The organism is Kribbella hippodromi, from assembly GCF_039531045.1.
In the GTDB taxonomy this organism is placed as follows: Bacteria; Actinomycetota; Actinomycetes; order Propionibacteriales; family Kribbellaceae; genus Kribbella; species Kribbella hippodromi.
Genome location: NZ_BAAAPH010000012.1, coordinates 237,566 through 256,941, shown reverse-complemented (window position 1 = coordinate 256,941; position 19,376 = coordinate 237,566). Strand labels below are relative to the sequence as shown.

17 protein-coding genes are annotated in these 19,376 nt (G+C 68.8%); 12 read left to right on the top strand and 5 right to left on the bottom strand.

Annotated elements, in window-relative coordinates; all coding sequences use genetic code 11:
* Window positions 1-618 precede the first annotated feature (618 nt).
* Both ABD260_RS20305 and ABD260_RS20300 read left to right on the top strand, forming a co-directional pair.
* Window positions 619-1,356 carry an amidohydrolase family protein gene (locus ABD260_RS20305; protein WP_344235176.1) on the top strand — a complete coding sequence of 246 codons (738 nt, stop codon included), beginning with the start codon at window positions 619-621 and terminating at the stop codon, window positions 1,354-1,356.
* The gene (locus ABD260_RS20300) at window positions 1,353-2,333 is read left to right on the top strand and encodes a dihydrodipicolinate synthase family protein (protein ID WP_344235175.1); all 981 of its coding nucleotides are present in this window, start codon (window positions 1,353-1,355) and stop codon (window positions 2,331-2,333) included. Before ABD260_RS20305 ends, ABD260_RS20300 begins: the two co-directional genes overlap by 4 nt.
* A 102-nt stretch (window positions 2,334-2,435) precedes the next feature.
* On the opposite strand, the gene hisD is transcribed toward ABD260_RS20300, so the two are convergent.
* The 3 genes from hisD to ABD260_RS20285 all read right to left on the bottom strand — a co-directional run bounded on the left by hisD (window position 2,436) and on the right by ABD260_RS20285 (window position 6,034).
* On the bottom strand, window positions 2,436-3,698 hold the full coding sequence (hisD, locus tag ABD260_RS20295; RefSeq protein ID WP_344235174.1) for a histidinol dehydrogenase: 1,263 nt from the start codon (window positions 3,696-3,698) through the stop codon (window positions 2,436-2,438).
* A gap of 6 nt (window positions 3,699-3,704) precedes the next feature.
* Complete coding sequence (locus ABD260_RS20290; RefSeq protein WP_344235173.1) at window positions 3,705-5,099, bottom strand: hypothetical protein; 1,395 nt, start codon at window positions 5,097-5,099, stop codon at window positions 3,705-3,707.
* Window positions 5,100-5,242: 143 nt separating this feature from the next.
* Entirely contained in the window at window positions 5,243-6,034 is a 792-nt protein-coding gene (locus ABD260_RS20285) for an IclR family transcriptional regulator (RefSeq protein ID WP_344235172.1), read from the bottom strand.
* A 157-nt stretch (window positions 6,035-6,191) separates the two neighbouring features.
* On the opposite strand from ABD260_RS20285, the gene ABD260_RS20280 reads away from it, so the two are divergent.
* The 6 genes from ABD260_RS20280 to ABD260_RS20255 all read left to right on the top strand — a co-directional run bounded on the left by ABD260_RS20280 (window position 6,192) and on the right by ABD260_RS20255 (window position 13,111).
* The gene (locus tag ABD260_RS20280; protein WP_344235171.1) at window positions 6,192-8,171 is read left to right on the top strand and encodes an ABC transporter substrate-binding protein; all 1,980 of its coding nucleotides are present in this window, start codon (window positions 6,192-6,194) and stop codon (window positions 8,169-8,171) included.
* Window positions 8,172-8,186: 15 nt separating this feature from the next.
* Window positions 8,187-9,191, top strand: a complete 1,005-nt coding sequence (locus tag ABD260_RS20275) for an ABC transporter permease (RefSeq protein ID WP_344235170.1) — start codon at window positions 8,187-8,189, stop codon at window positions 9,189-9,191.
* Window positions 9,188-10,324 carry an ABC transporter permease gene (locus tag ABD260_RS20270; RefSeq protein WP_344235169.1) on the top strand — a complete coding sequence of 379 codons (1,137 nt, stop codon included), beginning with the start codon at window positions 9,188-9,190 and terminating at the stop codon, window positions 10,322-10,324. Before ABD260_RS20275 ends, ABD260_RS20270 begins: the two co-directional genes overlap by 4 nt.
* Window positions 10,321-11,421, top strand: a complete 1,101-nt coding sequence (locus ABD260_RS20265; RefSeq protein ID WP_344235168.1) for an ABC transporter ATP-binding protein — start codon at window positions 10,321-10,323, stop codon at window positions 11,419-11,421. The genes ABD260_RS20270 and ABD260_RS20265 overlap by 4 nt, the downstream gene beginning before the upstream one ends.
* Entirely contained in the window at window positions 11,411-12,415 is a 1,005-nt protein-coding gene (locus ABD260_RS20260) for an ABC transporter ATP-binding protein (RefSeq protein WP_344235167.1), read from the top strand. Before ABD260_RS20265 ends, ABD260_RS20260 begins: the two co-directional genes overlap by 11 nt.
* 138 nt (window positions 12,416-12,553) lie before the next feature.
* Window positions 12,554-13,111: a hypothetical protein gene (locus ABD260_RS20255; RefSeq protein WP_344235166.1), complete on the top strand. Its 558-nt coding sequence runs from the start codon at window positions 12,554-12,556 to the stop codon at window positions 13,109-13,111.
* Here the strand turns inward: ABD260_RS20255 and ABD260_RS20250 are convergent.
* Both ABD260_RS20250 and ABD260_RS20245 read right to left on the bottom strand, forming a co-directional pair.
* Window positions 13,086-14,093: a pirin family protein gene (locus tag ABD260_RS20250; RefSeq protein ID WP_344235165.1), complete on the bottom strand. Its 1,008-nt coding sequence runs from the start codon at window positions 14,091-14,093 to the stop codon at window positions 13,086-13,088. The genes ABD260_RS20255 and ABD260_RS20250 overlap by 26 nt on opposite strands.
* Window positions 14,090-15,133, bottom strand: coding sequence for a PHP domain-containing protein (locus ABD260_RS20245; RefSeq protein WP_344235164.1), 1,044 nt, complete (start codon window positions 15,131-15,133; stop codon window positions 14,090-14,092). Before ABD260_RS20245 ends, ABD260_RS20250 begins: the two co-directional genes overlap by 4 nt.
* 124 nt (window positions 15,134-15,257) lie before the next feature.
* Between ABD260_RS20245 and ABD260_RS20240 the strand changes: the two genes are divergently transcribed.
* The 4 genes from ABD260_RS20240 (at window position 15,258) to ABD260_RS20225 (ending at window position 19,334) form a co-directional block, all read left to right on the top strand.
* Window positions 15,258-16,751: a PucR family transcriptional regulator gene (locus ABD260_RS20240; RefSeq protein ID WP_344235163.1), complete on the top strand. Its 1,494-nt coding sequence runs from the start codon at window positions 15,258-15,260 to the stop codon at window positions 16,749-16,751.
* A 79-nt stretch (window positions 16,752-16,830) separates the two neighbouring features.
* A complete protein-coding gene (locus ABD260_RS20235; protein ID WP_344235162.1) occupies window positions 16,831-18,024 on the top strand; it encodes an acyltransferase domain-containing protein in 1,194 nt (397 codons plus the stop codon).
* Window positions 18,021-19,010 carry a beta-ketoacyl-ACP synthase III gene (locus ABD260_RS20230; protein WP_344235161.1) on the top strand — a complete coding sequence of 330 codons (990 nt, stop codon included), beginning with the start codon at window positions 18,021-18,023 and terminating at the stop codon, window positions 19,008-19,010. Before ABD260_RS20235 ends, ABD260_RS20230 begins: the two co-directional genes overlap by 4 nt.
* 75 nt (window positions 19,011-19,085) lie before the next feature.
* Complete coding sequence (locus ABD260_RS20225; protein ID WP_130380551.1) at window positions 19,086-19,334, top strand: acyl carrier protein; 249 nt, start codon at window positions 19,086-19,088, stop codon at window positions 19,332-19,334.
* The last annotated feature ends 42 nt before the right edge of the window (window positions 19,335-19,376 follow it).

Genomic DNA, 19,376 nt, shown 5'->3' with positions numbered 1-19,376 from the left:
GCCAAGGAGTTGGTCTTGTGAGTTGTCTTCCTAAGACCGCTTGGCCTCCGACTTACTGGAGGAAGCGGACCGCTGCCGCGAGCTCGGCCTGGTCGGGGTGAAGCTCGGCCCGAACTACCAGAACTTCGACCCGCTCAGCGAGCCGGCGTTCGCCTTCTACGACTACTGCCAGCGGCACGGTCTGCCGATCCTGTTCCACTCCGGCGCCTCCCCGATGCGGCACGCGCCCCTTCGGTACACCTATCCCCTGGTCACCGACGAGATCGCCCTGCGGTACCCGGAGCTCCGGATCGTGATGGCGCACATGGGCCACCCGTGGAGCCGCGAAACCGTGGTGACGATCCGCAAGCACCCCCACGTGTACGCGGACGTGTCGTCGATCTACCTGCGGCCCTGGGTGCTGTACCAGTCCCTGATCAACGCGGTCGAGTGGGGCGCGACCGGCAAACTGCTGCTCGGGTCGGACTTCCCGATCGCCACCACCGGCGAGGCGATCGCCGGTTTGTACACCGTCAACGACATGCTCGAGGGCACCAAGTTCCCGCGCGTACCGGACGAGGTCATCGACGGCATCGTGCACGCGGACGCTCTGGGCGCGCTCGGGCTGGAGGTGCCCGCATGATCATCGACGCCCATGTCCGGATCGGCGACGGCCGCGAGGTCAGCCTGAAACCGGCCGAGCTGCTCGCCACGATGGATGCCCTCGGCATCGATCAGGCGCTGATCTCGCCGTCCGAACGCTGCATCGCCTACGACAACCGCGAGGGCAACGAGGAAACCGCCAACGCCGCCGCGGGTTCCGGCGGCCGCCTGCTCGCGTACGCGGTCGCGAACCCGTGGCGCGGCCGGGCCGCCCTGGACGAGCTCGACCGGGCCCGCGACGCCGGCGCCGTCGCGCTCGCGGTCGACTCGGTGCTGCAGGGCTTCGACCTGCTCGACGGCCTGCTGGACCCGCTGCTCGACTTCGCCGCGTCCGCCGGCTGGTTCGTCTACGTCCGCACCGGGACGCCCGCCAACGCCGTACCGCTGCCGCTCGCCAGCCTGGCCCGCCGCCGGCCCGAGCTGCCGGTGCTGATGGGCAAGAGCGGCGCCACCGACTTCTGGATCGACGCGGTACCGGCCCTGCTGCACGCGCCCAACCTGTACGGCGACACGTCGTACGCACCCTGGGACACCGTGCTCAGCGGCTTTCTCGCCGAGCCCGGGATCGGGGCCGATCGGCTGGTCTTCTCGACCGACTCGCCGTACACCGTGCCACTCGCCGAGGTGGACCGGATCCGGGACTGGCCGGTCGATCCGGACCAGAAGTCCGCGGTGTTCGGCGGCAACGTAGCCCGGCTACTGGGGCGACCGTGACTACACAACGGGAGGCAGAAATGGTCACCACCGAGCTCGGGGCCGAACGGCCCACGGACGCGTCGCTGCTGGTTCGCGGCGTGTCCCCGGTCCTTGAGGTTCCGTTCACCGCCGACGGCGACGTCGACTACCACGGCTTCGACCGGGTCGTCCGGTACGTGCTGGGCACGGGGGTGACGAGTGTGATGTTCCCCGGCTTCGCGTCCGAGTTCCACAAGCTGTCCGAGGACGAACGCCGCCGGCTGACCGAGATCCTGCTGTCGCACACCCGCGACCGCCCGGACGTCGCCGCCGTGGTCGCCGTCCAGGACCACGCGACCCAGCTGGCCGCCCGCCGGGCGCGCGAGTCGGTCGAGGCGGGAGCCGACCTGATCAACCTGCTGCCGCCGCATTTCCTGTCGCCGTCCCGCGGCTCGCTGGAGCAGCACGTACGCGCCGTACTGACCGCGATCGACCCGGTCCCGATGGTGCTGCAGTACGCGCCGACCGAGACCGGCACCAGCCTGGACGCCGACCTGCTCCGGGTGATCGCCACCGACCACCCGAACCTGCGCCTGGTCAAGGTCGAGTCGAGCCCGCCCGGCCCGTTGATCGCCGAGCTCGCTCAAGGTACGCCGGCGCTCGCGGCAGTCGAGGGGTACGCCGGGGTGCAGCTTCCCGATGCGGTCCGCCGGGGCGCGGTCGGTACGCAGCCGGGGTGTTCGCTGACCGAGGTGTACGTCGAGATCTGGCGCCGCCTCACCACCGGCGACGGCGAGGCGGGCGTCGACCTGCACCGGCGCCTGCTGCCGTACATCTCGTACTGGATGCTCGACACCGAGCGGATCATCGCCGCCGAGAAGCTGATCTCGGTCCGGCGCGGCCTGTTCGCCAGCGCGTACTGCCGGGAGCCCGCGCACCGTCTGGACGCGGAAGAGGTCCGCATGGTCGACCGCCTCCTGGCCGAGTTCGCCGACCTCCTCCCCCACCTGGGCTGAACGCAGTTGAGTGGTTAACCCCGGCGGTTGCCCGTTCACCTCCCGCATGCGGGGTGTGAACGGGCAACTTGCGGGGTTAACCACTCAAAGGGCGAAGGGCGGTCAGGAGTTGCGGAGGCGGGCCGTCAGGGCGTGGCCGTGCATCAGCTCGGCGTCGGCGATGGCGGCGGTCGACGGCGCGATCGTCCGTGCGCCGTCAGCGGTCAGCCGCTGGTACGTGACCGTCTTGAGGAACTTCCCGACCCACAGACCGCCCGTGTACCGAGCGGCGCGGGCAGTCGGCAGTACGTGGTTCGTACCGATCGACTTGTCGGAGAACGCGACGGTTGCCTCCGGCCCGATGAACAGCGAACCGTAGTTCCGCAGATTCGCCGCGTACCAGTCGTCCTCCGCGGTCTGCACTTCGAGGTGCTCGGCCGCATAAGCATCCGAGACCTGTACGACCTCTTCACGCGACTCGCACACCACGACGGTCCCGTGCTCCCGCCAAGCGGCGCCGGCGACCTCCTTCGTTGGCCAATCCCCTTCCAGCCAGCGATCGACCTCCGCGATCACGGCCGTACCGAAGTCGCGGGAGGTCGTGACGAGCAGCGCCGGACTGTTCGGGCCGTGCTCGGCCTGACCGAGCAGATCCGCCGCGACCAGCCGCGCGTCGGCCGTCTCGTCCGCGATCACCGCGACCTCGGTCGGCCCCGCGAGCAGGTCGATCCCGACCGTCCCGAACAGCTGCCGCTTCGCCTCCGCCACGTACGCGTTGCCGGCGCCGACGACCAGGTCGACCGGCGGTACGTCTTCGATGCCGAAGGCAAGCGCCGCGAACGCCTGGACGCCGCCGAGGCAGAGGATCACGTCCGCGCCGGCCAGGTTCATCGTGTACAGCTGCGGGCCGTAGATGCCGTTCGCGTCCCGCGGCGGGGCGACCGCGACCACCGTGTCCACGCCCGCGACCTTCGGCACCGTCACGGTCATGATCGACGACGCGATCAGCGGATAGCGCCCGCCCGGTGAGTACGAACCGACCTTCGACACCGGCAGGTGCCGGTGGCCGAGGACCACGCCCGGCATCGTTTCGACTTCCAGATCGGTCAAGGTCGCACGCTGCGCCTGGGCGAACGATTCGACCTGCGCGCGGGCGAACTCCAGGTGCCCGGCCAGCTCCTCGTCGACCGTCTCGGCGGCGGCCTTGATCCGGTCGGCGGAAACGACGAACGACTCCGGTTCCCAGTGGTCCAGTTGCGCGGACCAGCGGCGGATCGCCGCACCGCCCTCGTGCTCGACCTCGGACAGAATCCGGCTGACGGTGTCGATCACGTCCTGCTGCCGCTCGACCCGTTGCGGCCAGCCGGTCTTGAGCTGTTCAGCCATCACCGTTCACCTTCCGTAGACCCGCGAGATGGCCGCGAAGATCCGCGCCGAACGATCCCGCAGGTAGTGGTCGTAGATCGCGAACGCCGGCCCACTGCTGCGCAGCGTCCAGTCGCTGTTCTCCTCGAAGCCGCCGTTGCGGACGGCCAGCCCGATCGACTCGACGTGGTCCACCCCGACGTCGATCATCTGTCCCGCGGTCTCCTGCAGCACATGCAGCCGGAAGGTCAGCTCGACTTCGTCGCGGCCGGCCACGTACTTAGTGACGTCGACCGGACCCTCCATGCCGTCACCGTTGGTCCACACCGGCCAGCGCTGCTCGAACATGTCCATTTTCCAGACGACGGTGTCGTCGATGAGCATCTCCAGCTGGTACCGGCCGGGCTCGATGCCGGTCGCGACGAACCAGCGGTGGTACCAGAACGACACCTCGTACCGCGACATCCGCGGATCGACGCGTACCCGCTGGCCGGCCGACGCGGTCGAACCGGCCGCGGCCCGGGCGCGCGAGTTGACCAGCGCCAGCCGGCCGTTTCCGTACATCGCCTTGTTCTCGACCGTCGGCGCCGGGCCGTCGTCGAGCTGCGTCCCGTACGAGACGACGCCGGGGATCTTGCCGGCGGCAACGTACTCGGCGGCGGTCGTCAGCGTCTCGGTGCAGTACTCCGGGGTCGCGTGCAGCGGTGCGTCCAGGAACCGGCCGGTGTAGATCAGCGGGATCAGTTCCAGCCCACGCGGATCGGTCAGCGCCAGGATCTCGTCCATCGACCGGGCCAGCGAATCGGCGATGCTGGTGTTCTCGTACGGGCCGTCCAGGAACGGGTAGATGATCCCGTCCACGAACTCGCCGTACTTGTCCAGGAAGTCGGCGTTGGTCGCCATCCCGAAGTACGCGCAGGTGTAGAACCGCAGCTCCGGGCTGATCGCCGCGGCCGCGGCCAGGAAGTCGCGCATGTACTCGGGCGTGAACAGGGTCGCGTTGTTGCCGACCTCGAAGTCGTCGATCGCCCAGGCCTTGAAGTTCGGGTACTTCAGCGAGAGCTCGGCGAACGCCTTGGCCCAGGCGATGTAGTCCAGCTTGTACGGCCGGGACGAGCGGCCGTAGTCGCAGGTCTCGGTCGGCGGCACGATGTACGGGATCACGTCGATGCCGGCGGCCTCGGCGGCCGGCATGAACTCGTCCACCAGGTCGTCGTAGTCGGTCGCGGAGTCCCAGATGCAGTACAGGTAGGTGTTCGCGTTCAGGTCGAGCAGCCGGCGGATCAACGCCGGCGTGTCCAGGTGCCGGTAGCCGTCCGCGCGCGGCTCGCGCTCGCGGATCGACGCGCCGACCGTGTTGCCACCGGTGAGCGTCGCCTTGATACCGCCGGTGGGCTGGGGATACGGGCCGTGCGTGGTCATCCGAACCACTCCTCAGGGTATTTTCGAGATATCGAAAACAATTCTGCTATCTCAGAAAAGCCTAAGTCCGGCGCCGGGCTGCGGCAAGCCTCAGCCGGCTCCGGTCTGCGTCGAAGGGTGCAGCGAGGGGTGCGGCGCGGGGGTCAGAGCTCGGTGGCGCCGAGCCGGGCCGAGATCACGCCGGCCAGCTCGACCAGGCCGGACTGCGCCTGTTTGCGCAGGTCCCGGGTCAGGTCGCGGGCGAACGAGGTGACGCCGACCGCGCCGGTGACATGCCCACCGGCGGCGAAGAACGGCGCGGCGACGCAGGCGATGTCAGCCTGCTCCTCCTGGTCCTCGACCGCGAAACCCTGCTTCGCCACTTTGGCCAGCTCGGCCCGGAAGCTCTCTTCGTCGACCGGCTTGCCCTTCGGGCCGTAGCCACGCTCCAGCCGGGTCAGCAGCGGCTTCAGCTCGTCCTCCGGCAGGTACGCGGCGATCGCCCGGCCGAGCGCGGTCAGGTTGAAGTGCGAGACCTTGCCCGGGTACGTGTCGAACTGGATGAAGCCGGGCATCGCCGCCTTCGCCACGTACACGACCGAGGAGCCGGTGAGGACGCCGATGTGCACCGGCATGCCGAGCCGGTCGGCCAGGTCGCGCATCTCCCGGGAGGCGACCGAGGACAGGTCGACCTTGCGGATCAGTTGCGTCGCCAGCCCGTACAGGCGCAGGGTCGGCCGCCAGAAGTGGCTCCGGCCGACCACCCGGCGGCTGGCGTAGTCCCGCTGCTCGAGGGTGTAGACAATCGACGCGCAGGTGGCCAGCGGGATGTTCGCCTTCTTGGCCAGCGCGGTCAGCGTAAGTTCTTCGTCGGATTCGACCAGCGTCTCCAGCACGGTCAGCGCCCGGGCGACCGCCGGCGACGGCGATCTGTCCCCCGCTGTCTCAGTCACCATGCTCGGAGTGTAGCGCCCGGGCCGGAAGCTGTCTTCGAGTCGGCGTATATACAGGATGATGAAAATGCACCTCACATCTTGAAGTATGAGCCGATTCATGGGACTGTCCCGGAAAGAGTGCTGATCGGCGGACCTGGTCCGCGTGGAGGTAGCCGCTATGTCCGATCCCCTGAGCCGCCGGACGTTCCTCCGGGTCTCCGGCCTCACCTTGTCCGCGTCCGCCGTCGCGGGCTGCTCCTTCTTCTCCACCGATGCCAAGAAGGCCTCGGGGTCCGGCGCCGCCGCCGACGCCGGCGCGAAGGAGTCACCGGTCCTGTCCGCGATGGTCAAGAACGGCAAGCTTCCGCCGCTGGAACAGCGGCTGCCGAAGAACCCGATGGTGATCAAGCCGATCCAGAGCCCCGGCAAGTACGGCGGGGTGCTGCAGCGCGGTCAGATCGACCGGGGCGCCACGCAGAACCAGTACGTCGAATTCGCCGGTCTGCTCGAGTGGACCCCGACGACGCCCGCCGAGCCCGGCCCCGGCCTGGCCGAGAAGTGGGAGGTGCTGGAGGACGGTAAGGTCTACGTCTTCCACCTCCGCGAAGGCGTCAAGTGGTCCGACGGGCAGCCGTTCACCGCCGACGACCTGATGTTCGCGTACGAGAAGGAGTTCCTGAACAAGGAGCTCAACCCGGTCTTCCCCGGCTGGCTGGCGCCGGGCGGGAAGCCCGGCAAGTTCGTCAAGGTCGACGACCACACGCTGCGGATGGAGTTCGAGGTACCGCACGGTCTGCTGCTGAAGTACCTGTGCTTCATCGGCCTGACCGGTTTCGGTTCGTCGTCGACGGTGCTGCTGCCGGCGCACTACCTGAAGCAGTTCCACAAGGACTTCATCTCACCGGCCCAGCTCAAGACGCTGATGAAGAAGTACCCGGCGCCGACCTGGTCCGACTTCTTCAAGGGCCGCCGCGACATCTGGAAGAACGCCGACGCACCGATCCTCGGCCCGTGGAAGCTGGTCGCGCCGCTGCAGGGCTCCGGCGTGACGGCCCGGCTGGAGCGCAATCCGTACTACTGGAAGGTCGACGAGCAAGGGCGTCAGCTCCCGTACATCGACAGCCAGCAGTACACCGTGATGCCGGCCGAGACGCTCGGGCTGCGCGCCGCGAACGGGCAGCTCGACCTGCAGGTCACGGACATCCAGGCCGAACAGCTGCCGCTGCTGATCAAGAACCAGGAGTCCAAGGGCTACAAGGTCAACCGCTGGGTGGCCGAGCCGAACACCTCGATCAACCTGAACCAGAGCCACCCCGACCCCGTGCTGCGCGCGCTGTTCCAGAAGGTCGACTTCCGTGCGGGTCTCTCGCATGCGATCAACCGCAAGGAGATGAACGACGCACTGTTCGCCGGGCAGGGTTTCATCCGGCATCCTTGCGCTCAGCCCGAGGACGAGTACTTCGAGAAGGGCATGGGCCAGCGGTTCATCGAGTACGACGTCAACGAGGCGAACAAGCGGCTCGATGCCGCCGGGCTGACCCAGCGTGGACCGGACGGTATGCGGTTGCGGCCGGACGGCAAGAAGATGCAGCTCGTCGGCCGGTGCTTCGAGGTCGGTGTCGGCATCGATGCGATCAGCGTGCTGGAGTACGCCCAGCGGTACTGGAAGGCGGTCGGCATCGACCTGGTCGCCAAGCCGATGACACCGGAGCTCTGGTACGAGGAGATCCCGCACGGCGATTACGACCTGGTCGCGTACCCGCCCGCCACGATCCTGTGGGACATCGACTCGCTCTGGTACATCCCGACCAACGGGCTGACGTACTGGGCGCCGAAGTACGGCAACTGGTACGGCAACCCGAAGGACAAGTTCGGGCTCGAACCGACCGGTGACATCCGCAAGCTGCAGACGCTGTACGACCAGCTGGTGACCACCGCCGACAAGGACAAGCGGCTCGACCTCGGGCGCCAGATCCTCAAACTGCACGATCAGAACGTCTGGATCATCGGCACCGTCGGTACGCCGTTCCAGCCACTGATCGCGGCCGGCGACCTGCGGAACGTACGCCCGGACGCGATCGCCAGCTTCCGTACCCACTATGAGAACGCCTCGTCGCCGGAGCAGATGTACTTCGACTCCCCGGAGAAGCACTCCTGACCGGAAGGGATCCTCTTGGCCGGCTATTTGGTCCGCCGCCTGCTGGCGATGCTGCCCACCGTCCTGCTGATCTCGCTGGTGTCGTTCCTGATCATCCAGCTGCCGCCTGGCGACTTCCTCACCACGGTCGTCGCCAAGCTGCAGCAGCAGGGTCAGACGGTCGGCTCCGACCAGCTGGCGGCACTGCGGGCACAGTACGCGCTGGACAAGTCACCACTCGAGCAGTACTTCCGGTGGATGACGAACATCGTGCTGCACGGCGATTTCGGGCAGTCGTTCCAGTACAACAAACCTGTTTCGACGCTGCTCGGTGAGCGGCTGCCGCTGACGCTGGGGCTCGGTCTGGCGACCTGGCTGATCGGGTGGACGGTCGCGCTGATCGCGGGCATCTACTCGGCGGCGCGCCGGTACTCCAAGCTCGACTACGTCATCACCGCGCTGACGTTTCTCGGGCTCGCCGTACCGGGGTTCCTGATCGCGCTGACCGTCGTCTACCTCGAGTTCAAGCTGTTCGGGGTGACGTTGTCGGGGCTCGTCTCGCCGGAGTTCGAGGACGCGTCGTGGAACCTCGGCAAGCTGCTCGATCTGCTCAATCACCTCTGGCTGCCAGTACTCGTGCTCGCCTCCGGAGGGGTCGCGGGCACGATCCGCGTACTGCGGGCGAACCTGCTGGACGAGCTGCACAAGCCGTACGTCACCGCCGCCCGGGCGCGTGGACTGGACGAGCGCAAGCTGCTGATGCGCTACCCGACGCGAGTCGCGCTCAACCCGTTCATCGCCACCATCGGCTGGACGATCCCGGCACTGTTCGACGGCGAGGTCCTGGTGGCGAGCGTGCTCGGGCTGGAAACCACCGGGCCGCTGCTGCTGAACGCGCTGAAGAGCCAGGACATGTACCTGGCCGGCGGGATCATCCTGATCGCCTGCGTGCTGACGGTGATCGGCACGCTGATCTCCGACCTGTTGCTCGCGGCAGTCGATGCGCGGGTCCGGATCGGGTACGGGGGGAGCTCCAAATGACTACGCTTCAGACAGACACTTTGGCCGACACCCCGGTCCCGGCCACGGAAGAGCCGGCGCTGGCGCTGGCTTCGCAGCGGACGTTGATCTGGCGGCGGTTCAAGCGCAACAAGCTCGCTGTCGTCTCGCTGTGGATCGTCGGATTCATCTACTTCACGGCGGCGTTCTGTGAGTTCCTCGCGCCGCAGACCCAGGACACGTACGCATCGGACCGTGCGTACGCGCCACCGCAGCTCATGAAGGTGTCGCTCACTTCGAGTCCGCATCTGTTCGTCAACGGGTACAAGGGCACGCCCAATCCCGAGACGCTGCTGCGTGACTACACGGTCGACAAGTCGCAGCGGTACGGCGTCCGGCTCTTCGCGAAGGGTGATCACTACAAGTTGTGGGGGCTGATCCCGTCCGACCGGCATCTGCTCGGGCCGAGTCAGCCGGGCGCGCCGTTCCATCTGCTCGGGACCGACGATCAGGGCCGCGACAATCTCTCCCGGGTGATCTACGGAACGCGGATCTCGATGTCGGTCGGGTTGATCGGTGTCAGCGCGGCCCTGGTCCTGGGGTTGCTGCTCGGCGGGATCTCCGGGTACTTCGGTGGGCTCGTCGACGGGATCGTGCAACGGGTGATCGAGTTCTTCATGTCGATCCCGACGTTGCCGCTCTGGCTCGGTCTGGCGGCCGCGGTACCACCTGGGTGGAGTGCGTTGAAGACGTACTTCGCGATCACGCTGATCCTGTCGCTGATCGGCTGGACCGGGCTGGCGCGGGTGATCCGCAGCCGGTTCCTGCAGATCCGCGACGAGGACTTCGTTCTCGCGGCCGAGCTGGACGGCGCCCGCTGGCACCGGGTGGTCGGCCGGCACATGCTGCCGGCGTTCACCAGTCACATCATCGCGTCGCTCACCCTCGCCGTCCCCGGGATGATCCTCGGCGAGACCGCGCTGTCGTTCCTCGGGCTCGGTCTGCAGCCGCCGGTGGTGAGCTGGGGCGTGCTGCTCAGTGGGGCGCAGAGCATCCGGGTCCTGACCGCGGCGCCCTGGCTGCTGGCCGCCGGAGCCGCGGTGGTGATCGCGGTGATGGCACTGAACTTCGTCGGTGACGGTCTGCGGGACGCCGCCGACCCGTACGAGTCATGAGGAGGCACACCATCGAGCCGCTGCTGGAGATCGAGAAGCTCAGTACGCACTTCGCTACCGCCGACGGACTGGTCAAGGCGGTCGACGATGTGACCTTGCGGGTCGAACCGGGCAAGACGCTGTGCATCGTCGGCGAATCCGGGTGCGGCAAGAGCGTCACCGCCCGCTCGATCCTCCGCCTGGTCGACCCACCCGGCCGAATCGTTGCCGGGCGCATCAACTTCCGTTCCCGTGAGGGCGGGGGCGGTGGTGCTGACCCGGCCGATGGGGGCGGGAAGGTTGTCGATCTCGCCGCGCTGGATCCGCGGGGGCCGGAGTTGCGGCGGATCCGGGGCAAAGAGATCGGGATGGTGTTCCAGGAGCCGATGGTGGCGCTCAGCCCGGTGCACACGATCGGCCAGCAGCTGGTCGAGGTGCTCCGGCTGCACGAGAACCTCGGCAAGAAGGAAGCCCGCGAACGCGCCATTGCCGAGCTGCGCGGCGTTGGTATACCAAACCCGGAGCGGCGCATCGACTCGTACTCCTTCCAGCTCTCTGGCGGGATGCGGCAGCGCGCGATGATCGCGATGGCACTTGCTTGCCGCCCGCAACTACTGATCGCGGACGAGCCGACGACCGCCCTCGACGTCACCACCCAGGCCCAGATCCTCCGGCTGCTGCGCAAGCTGCAGGAGGAGCGCGGGATGGCGATCCTGTTCATCACCCACGACCTGGGCGTGGTCGCGGAGCTCGCCGACCGGGTCGCGGTGATGTACCTCGGCAACGTGGTCGAGGAGTGCGACGTCGACTCGCTGTTCCACGATCCCCGGCACCCGTACACGCGGGCGCTGCTGCGCTCCGTACCGCGAATCGAGCGGCGGGCGCGGCGTCGATTGCCGACAATCCGCGGCCAGGTCCCGCATCCGCAGCAGCGGCCGAGCGGTTGCCCGTACCGGACGCGCTGCGACCACGTCGTGCTCGGCGAGTGTGACGTCGAGAACCCGGAGCTGGTCAGCGACGGGCAGCGGGAGGTTCGCTGCGTGCACTACCCGACCGCGGAGAGCATCCGGGACGGGCACGAACTGGAGCACGAGGAGGTGGCCGCCGATGCCGGCTGAGGAGATCCTGCGGGTCGAAGGTCTGACGATGCGGTTCACCGGCGGCGCCGGGTTGTTCGGCCGGCGGAACCGGACGACCGTACACGCCGTCGACGACGTCGATCTGGTCGTCCAGCGCGGTGAGACGCTCGGTCTGGTCGGTGAGTCGGGGTGCGGGAAAACCACCCTCGGGCGGTGCATCCTGCGCGCGCACAAACCGACCACGGGGCGGATTGTGTACCGGCGCGCCGACGGGTCCGAGGTCGACCTGGCCGGCCTGTCCCGCAGCCAGCTGCGGCCGTTGCGGACCGAGATCCGGACCGTGTTCCAGGACCCGAACTCCTCGCTCAACCCGCGGATGACCGTGCAGCAGATCGTCGCCGAACCGCTGATTGTCAACAATCTGGCCAGCGGAAGCGAGGTGAAGGACCGGGTCGCCGAAGCCCTGCGGCGCTGTGGTTTGCGGCCCGAGCTGATGCGCCGCTACCCGCACGCGTTCTCCGGTGGCGAGCGGCAGCGGATCGGGATCGCCCGGGCGCTGGTCACCGAGCCCCGCCTGGTGGTCGCGGACGAGGCAGTCAGCGCGCTCGACGTGTCCGTTCGCAGTCAGATCCTGAACCTGATGGAGGACCTGCAGGACGAGCTCGGCCTGACGTACGTGTTCATCTCGCACGACCTCTCGGTGATCCAGCACCTGTGTACCCGGGTCGCCGTCATGTACCTCGGGCGGATCGTCGAAGAGGCCGAGACCGAGGACTTGTTCGACCATCCCCAGCATCCGTACACCGAGGCGCTGCTGCGATCGGTCCCGCGGCCGGACCCGCGGTTGCGACGACGTGACGAGGTGCTCCCCGCGGGCGAGGTGCCGACGCCGGACGAACACTTCACCGGCTGCCGCTTCCAGCCCCGCTGCCGGTATGCCATCGACCTGTGCAGCCAGACCGAGCCCACGACCGTACCCCGCTGCCACCGAGCCGACGAGCTGACCCTGGACGGCGTGTACGCCTCAGCCTGACAGCACTGATGGCGGAGCCCAGAGCCGGCCGCTCGCTCCGGAGGGCCTTCACGCCCCTGGGTTGAAGGTTCCCTGGAGGGAGGGGGTTCACTCCTGTGGGTGAGGTACGGGGCGGTTGGTATACCGGAAGCTCGGAGTGTGAAAACGACTGAGCGTTCCGTCCCGCGCTGGGCCTACCGGCTCGCCCACCTGATCCCGTTCATGGTGCTGCCGTCCGGGCTCTGGCGCCTCGGCCTGGTGTTCGGCTCGTCGATGGGCCTGGTCGACGCGAACGGCACCCCGACCCTGCTCGAAGGCGCCGGCGACAAGGTGTACGTGGTCGGCCTGACGATCTTCTCCGAGCTGATCGCCCTGACCGCGCTCGGGATGGTCAGCCGCTGGGGCGAGGTCGTGCCGCGGTGGATTCCGTTCATCGGCGGCCGGCGCGTCCACCCGTACGCGGCAATCATCCCGGCCACGCTCGGTGCGCTCTCGCTGATCGCGATCTGGACGTACGGCTTCCGGGACGCGTACACCGGCCACTTCATCCCGTTCGAAAGCACCGGCTGGAAGGTCTTGATGCTGGCCTGCTACTCACCGCTCAACCTGTGGGGACCGGCCTTGCTCGTCCTCACCTGGGCGTACTACCGCCGGCGCCGCGACGTCCTGCGACCGGGCACCCGCGACCAGGTCAGCGAGAACGCGGCCGCGGTTTGAGCGTGGTCCCCGGCAGCGGCGGAGCCGGCAACGGATCGCCGTCGTAGCCGGGCACCATCCCGAACCGGTCGTTGCCACCAGCCTCGATCGCCGCCTGCCAGTCGTTGCGCGCAGCCACGATCTCCTCATGGGTACGGCCAATGAAATTCCACCACATCACCAGCTCCTCCTCGAACGGCTCACCACCGAGCAGAAGGAACCGCACACCGTTGTCGGCAGCAACCAGCTCGATCGACTCGCGACCGGACCCGAAGTAAGCCAGCTCGCCGAACCCGGGCGTGAGGTCACCGACCGAAAGCGTGCCTTCGACAACAAGTACTGCGTACTCGTTCGAGGGCGTCAGCGGAAGCGCGAGCGTACGCCCCGGCTCGATGGTGATGTCCGCGCCGACCAGCGGAGTGAACGCGGGGGCGGGCGATGTGACCCCCGCGACCGTACCGATCATCACAGTCGCCTGCGCTCCGTCGAACGCGACGGTCGGGAGATCGGCGTACGCATTGAAGGCCGGCGCAGTCGTCGCGCGGACCGAATCCGGCAGCGCCACCCACAACTGCGCACCGTGCAGCATCGGCGGCGCATCCGGCGTCGACACCTCGGAGTGCGCGATGCCGTTGCCCGCGGTCATGATGTTCAACTCACCCGGCCGGACGAACGCGTGCGACCCGACCGTGTCCCGATGCTCGATCTCGCCCTCGAACAGCCAGCTCACCGTCTGCAGACTGGTATGCGGATGCGGTGGAACGTGCATCCCACGCTCCCCCGGTACGTCATACGAGTCGACCCGCTTCGTGAGGTCATCGGGCCCGTAGTGGTCGACGAAGCACCATGCGCCGACCATGCGGCGATTCTTGTTCGGCAGCAGGCGGCGTACCTTCGTGGTCCGGCCGAGCACGACCTCACGGGCCTCGAGCATCTCCAGTACGGGACCTTCGCAATCGCCCGTACCGACAACCTCCGCCGGGTCCTTCTCGAGATCGCTCATGATGCCGTCCATTCCAGGAGTTCCTGCTGGTCCCACGTGTTGATCACCCGCTCCGGGGTGACCCCGCAGTCCTCGGCGCGCTCGCACCCGTACACCTGCCAGTCGAGCTGACCAGGCGCGTGCGCGTCGGTGTCGATCGAGAACACGCAGTCCATCTCGACGGCCAGCGACAACAGGCGTTTCGGCGGGTCGAGGCGCTCAGGCCGGGAGTTGATCTCCACCGCCGTACCGAACTGACGGCAGGCCTCGAAGACCACCTCGGCGTCGAACTCGGACTCCGGCCGGGTGCCACGCCCACCGGTGATCAGGCGACCGGTGCAGTGGCCCAGCACGTCCACGTGCGGGTTGGCGATCGCGCGGACCATGCGCTCGGTCATCGGCTCGGCCGCCATCCGTAGCTTCGAGTGCACGCTGGCGACGACGACATCCAGCCGGGCCAGGATCTCGCTGTCGCAGTCGAGCGTGCCGTCCTCGTTGATGTCGACCTCGATCCCGTTCAGGATCGTGAAGCCGTCGAGCTCGGACTGCAGCTTCTTGTTGAGCTCGGCAACGACCTCGAGCTGCTGCAGACGGCGCTCGCGGGACAGTCCGTTGGCGACGGTCAGCCGCGGCGAGTGGTCGGTGAGCGCCATGTACTTGTGCCCGAGCCGATGCGCCGTACGCGCCATCTCCTCGATCGGGCTGCCGCCGTCGGACCACTCCGAATGCAGGTGCAGGTCCGCCTTCAGCTCCGCCCGCATCCGGTTGCCCGCGGTGGTCAGCTCACCGGCCGCCTCCTCCAGCTTGACCAGGTACGCCGGGGTGGCACCGTCCATCGCCTCGACGATCACCGCCTCCGTCTTCGGCCCGATCCCGGCCAGCTCGGTCAGCGTCCCGGCCCGCCGCCGCGCCCGCACCTCCGACGCCGGCAGCGCCGCGATCGTGTCCGCCGCCCGCCGGTACGCCTTCACCCGATGCGTCGGCTGCCGGTCCCGCTCGAGGTAGTACCCGATCGCCCGCAACGCCGCGACCGCGTGATCCACACCCGCCTTGTCCGTCATACCCCCATCATTGCAGTGGATATCCACCGCTCTGGTGGGTTCTCCACCGGTATGCCAGTGGAGAACCCACCAGACGGGTGGATATCCATCTCGTACGTGGGTGGGCGCGGGTTAGGGTCGGGGGGTGGTGGCAGAGGGGCATCGAGCGCGGGCCGACCGGCTGCAGGGGGCTACCGGGGCGCTGGCGACGGCTGCGATGGCGGCGATGGACGCGAAGCTGCCGTGGTTCGGGAAGCTGTCGGCGCAGGACCGGTCGTGGATCGGGCTGGTCGCGCAGTCCGGGATCTCGGCGTTCGTCGAGTGGTTCCGTGATCCGGGGGCGCATTCGTCGATGCCGACCCGGATCTTCGGGTCGGCGCCGCGGGAGTTTACCCGGGTGATCTCGCTGCACCAGACCGTCGACCTGGTCCGGACCACGATCGAGACGATCGAGAACACCATCGGTACGCTGCTGCCGCCCGCGGACGTACCGATCGTGCACGAGGCGATCCAGCGGTACGCGCGCGAGGTCGCCTTCGCCGCCGCGACCGTGTACGCGCAGGCGGCCGAAATGCGCGGTGCCTGGGACGCCCGGCTGGAGGCACTGCTGGTCGACTCGGTGATCCGCGGTGAAACAGACGAGTCGGTCCGCTCCCGAGCCTCCGCCCTCGGCTGGACCGCCGCCGTCGGCACCACCGGCTCGGCGGAGGTAGCAGTCGTCGTCGGCCGAGCGCAAACCCCCGGAACCGGCCCCGGCACCCCGAGCACCGCAAGCACCCCGAGCGAGCTGCACAGCGCCGACTCCCCGCCTGTGCCCGCCGGCGCGAACACCCCGATCCCCGCGACAACCGCGCCTGCTCCGCGCGCCCCGGGCACCGCAGGCGCCCCGCGCACCTCGGGCAACGCGGGCACCGCACGCACCTCGGGCAGCGCAGGCACCGCACGCACCTCGGGCAGCGCGGGCACCGCAGATGTGCCCGGCGGTGCGAGTGCGGGCGGGATGGGTGAGCCGGGTGGGCGTGCAGGGGGTGACGGCGGGCTGGGGAGTGCGCGGGTTGCGGACACGGTGCGTCATGCGGCTCGGGAGGCTGGGGCGGATGCGTTGTGTGCGGTTCAGGGTGACCGCCTGGTGGTGGTACTCGGCGGTACGAGCAAACCTGTGGAGATCGTACAAAAACTCGCGCACCTGTTCGGACCTGGGCCGATCGTGGTCGGGCCGGTGGTGAAGGATCTGACCGCCGCCGTCACCTCGGCCCGGGCCGCCATCGCCGGGCTCCGGGCCGCGCCCGCCTGGCCGGATGCCCCGCGCCCGGTCCAGGCCGACGAACTGCTCCCGGAACGGTCACTCTCCGGAGACGGCCACGCCCGCCGGCAACTCGCCACCGAGGTGTACGCCCCGCTCACGGCGGGCGATGGCGTCCTGCTCGGCACGGTTTCGGCGTGCCTGGACTCCGGCGGCTCGATCGAGGCGACGGCGCGGGCGATGTTCATCCACGCCAACACCGTCCGGTACCGGCTGAAGCGTGTGACCGACCTCACCGGGTACAACCCACTGAATCCGCGCGACAGTTTCACACTACGTGTCGCACTGACCTTGGGCCGCCTGCTCAATCCCGAGCCGGGCAGCCCGGGTTTGTAGGATGTCCACAAAAGCAGCCCGGTAGAATTCGTGCTCGCCGTGCGGCTCGCGGCGGGCCCGGCTGAGGGAGAGTTGTCACGTGCTCGTCATCGTCGCACCCGGTCAGGGTGCCCAGACCCCAGGATTCCTCGAGCCGTGGCTGGCCGACCCCGTCTTCGAGAGCCGGCTGAACTGGCTCTCCGCGGTCGCCGGTCTCGACCTCGCCCACTACGGCACCCAGGCCGACGCGGACACGATCCGGGACACCGCGATCGCGCAGCCGCTGCTGGTCGCGTCCGGCATGCTGGCCGCGCTGGCGGTGTTCCCGCACCCGGCCGACGCGTTCGCCAAGGTCGGCGCGGTGGCCGGGCACAGCGTCGGTGAGCTGGCCGCGGCGGCCGGCACCGGTGTCCTGACCGCCGAGCAGGCGATGGTGCTGGTCCGCGAGCGCGGCAAGGCGATGGCCGCCGCGGCGGCGCTGACCCCGACCTCGATGACGGCCGTCCTCGGTGGCGACCGGGACGAGGTGCTGGCCAAGCTCGCCGAGCACGGCCTGACCCCGGCGAACGACAACGGCCCCGGCCAGATCGTTGCCGCCGGCACCGTTGACGAGCTGGCCGCGCTGGCCGCCGACCCGCCGGCGAAGGCCCGGCTGATCCCGCTGTCGGTGGCCGGTGCGTTCCACACCCGGCACATGGAGCCGGCCGTGCAGACGCTGGCGAAGTACGCGACCGCGATCAGTACACACGACCCACGTACGCGCCTGATCTCCAACCGGGACGGGCATGTCGTCCACGACGGTCAGGATGTACTGCGCCGGCTCGTCACCCAGGTGAACGCGCCGGTCCGCTGGGACCTGTGCATGCAGACGATGTCCGAGCTCGAGGTGACCGGCATCCTGGAGCTGCCCCCGGCGGGGACGTTGACCGGGATCGCGCGGCGGGCGCTCAAGGGCGTCGAGACGTTCGCGCTGAAGACCCCGGACCAGCTCGACGACGCGCGCGCGTTCGTCGAGAAGCACGGCAGCCCGTCCGAGATCGACGCCTCGCCCACCTGGCGGCTGCTGGTGGCGCCGATCAAGGGCACCTTCACCCGCGCCGGGCAGACCCGCCGCGAGGCCGGCGACAAGGTCGAGGCCGGTGAAGTGGTCGCGACCGTCGACAGCCTGCGCGACCAGGTGGCGGTGACCGCGCCGCACGGCGGCATCGTGGTCGAGTGGCTCGCCGAAGAAGGCGATCCCGTCGCCCCCGGCCAGCCCCTGGTCCGCCTCCACCCGGCCGGAGGCAACGCATGATCACCGCATCGACCGGCGCGGCGTACGCGGGCATCCTCGGGATCGGGTCGTACCGGCCGCGGCGGGTCGTACCGAACTCGGAGATCCTGGAGCAGATCGACTCGAGTGACGAGTGGATTCAGACCCGGTCCGGGATCAAGGAACGCCGCTGGGCCGACGACGACGAGACCGTACTGATGATGTCGGTGAACGCCGCGAAGGAAGCGGTCGCGGAGGCGGGGATCGACCCGGCCGACATCGGCTGCGTGATCGTCGCCACCGTCACCCACCTGTACCAGACGCCCGCGATCGCGACCCAGGTCGCCGTCCAGGTCGGCGCCCCGACCGCGGCCGCGTTCGACATCTCGGCCGCCTGCGCGGGCTTCTGCTACGGCGTCGCGATGGCGAACGACCTGGTCCGCGGCGGCAGCGCCAAGTACGTGCTGGCGATCGGCGTCGAGCGGCTCAGCGACATCACCGACCGGACCGACCGGGGCACCGCGTTCATCTTCGCCGACGGCGCCGGCGCCGCGATCGTTGGCCCGGCCGACGAACCGGGCATCGGCCCGGTGGTGTGGGGCTCGGACGGTACGCAGCACCAGGTGATCAGCCAGCGGGAGTCCTGGCAGGAGGTGTTCGGCACCTACAACTGGCCGCACCTGACGATGGACGGCAACCCGGTGTTCCGCTGGGCGTCGTTCGAGATGGCGAAGACCGCGCAGCAGGCGCTCGACGTCGCCGGGGTGAAGGCCGAGCAGCTCGACCTGTTCGTACCGCACCAGGCGAACATGCGGATCACCGACGCGATGCGCCGGGCGCTCAAGCTGCCCGAGCACGTCAAGGTCGCCCGCGACATCGAGCGGCAGGGCAACACGTCCGCCGCCTCGATCCCGCTCGCGATCACCGCGATGCGCGAGTCCGGCGAGGCCAAGAGCGGCGACCTCGCGCTGATCATCGGCTTCGGCGCCGGGCTGGTGTACGCGGCGCAGGTGGTCCGGATTCCGTAGTCCATAGTTGTCCGGGGCGGTTCAGATGGCTGTCCCGGCGGTAAGTCAGCAGAAATCCGAAAGGGAACCAAAGAGATGGCCAGCACCGAAGAGATCCGTTCCAGCCTCGCCGAGATCGTGAACGAGATCGCCGGCATCCCGGTCGAGGACGTCCAGCTGGACAAGTCCTTCACCGACGACCTCGACGTCGACTCGCTCTCCATGGTGGAGGTCGTGGTGGCCGCCGAGGAGAAGTTCGACGTGAAGATCCCCGACGACGAGGTGAAGAACCTGAAGACCGTCGGCGACGCGGTCGCGTTCATCGAGCGCGCCCAGAACGGCTGACGTACGCCGTCACCGTGCTGGCCGGGTGCTCATCGGGCGCCG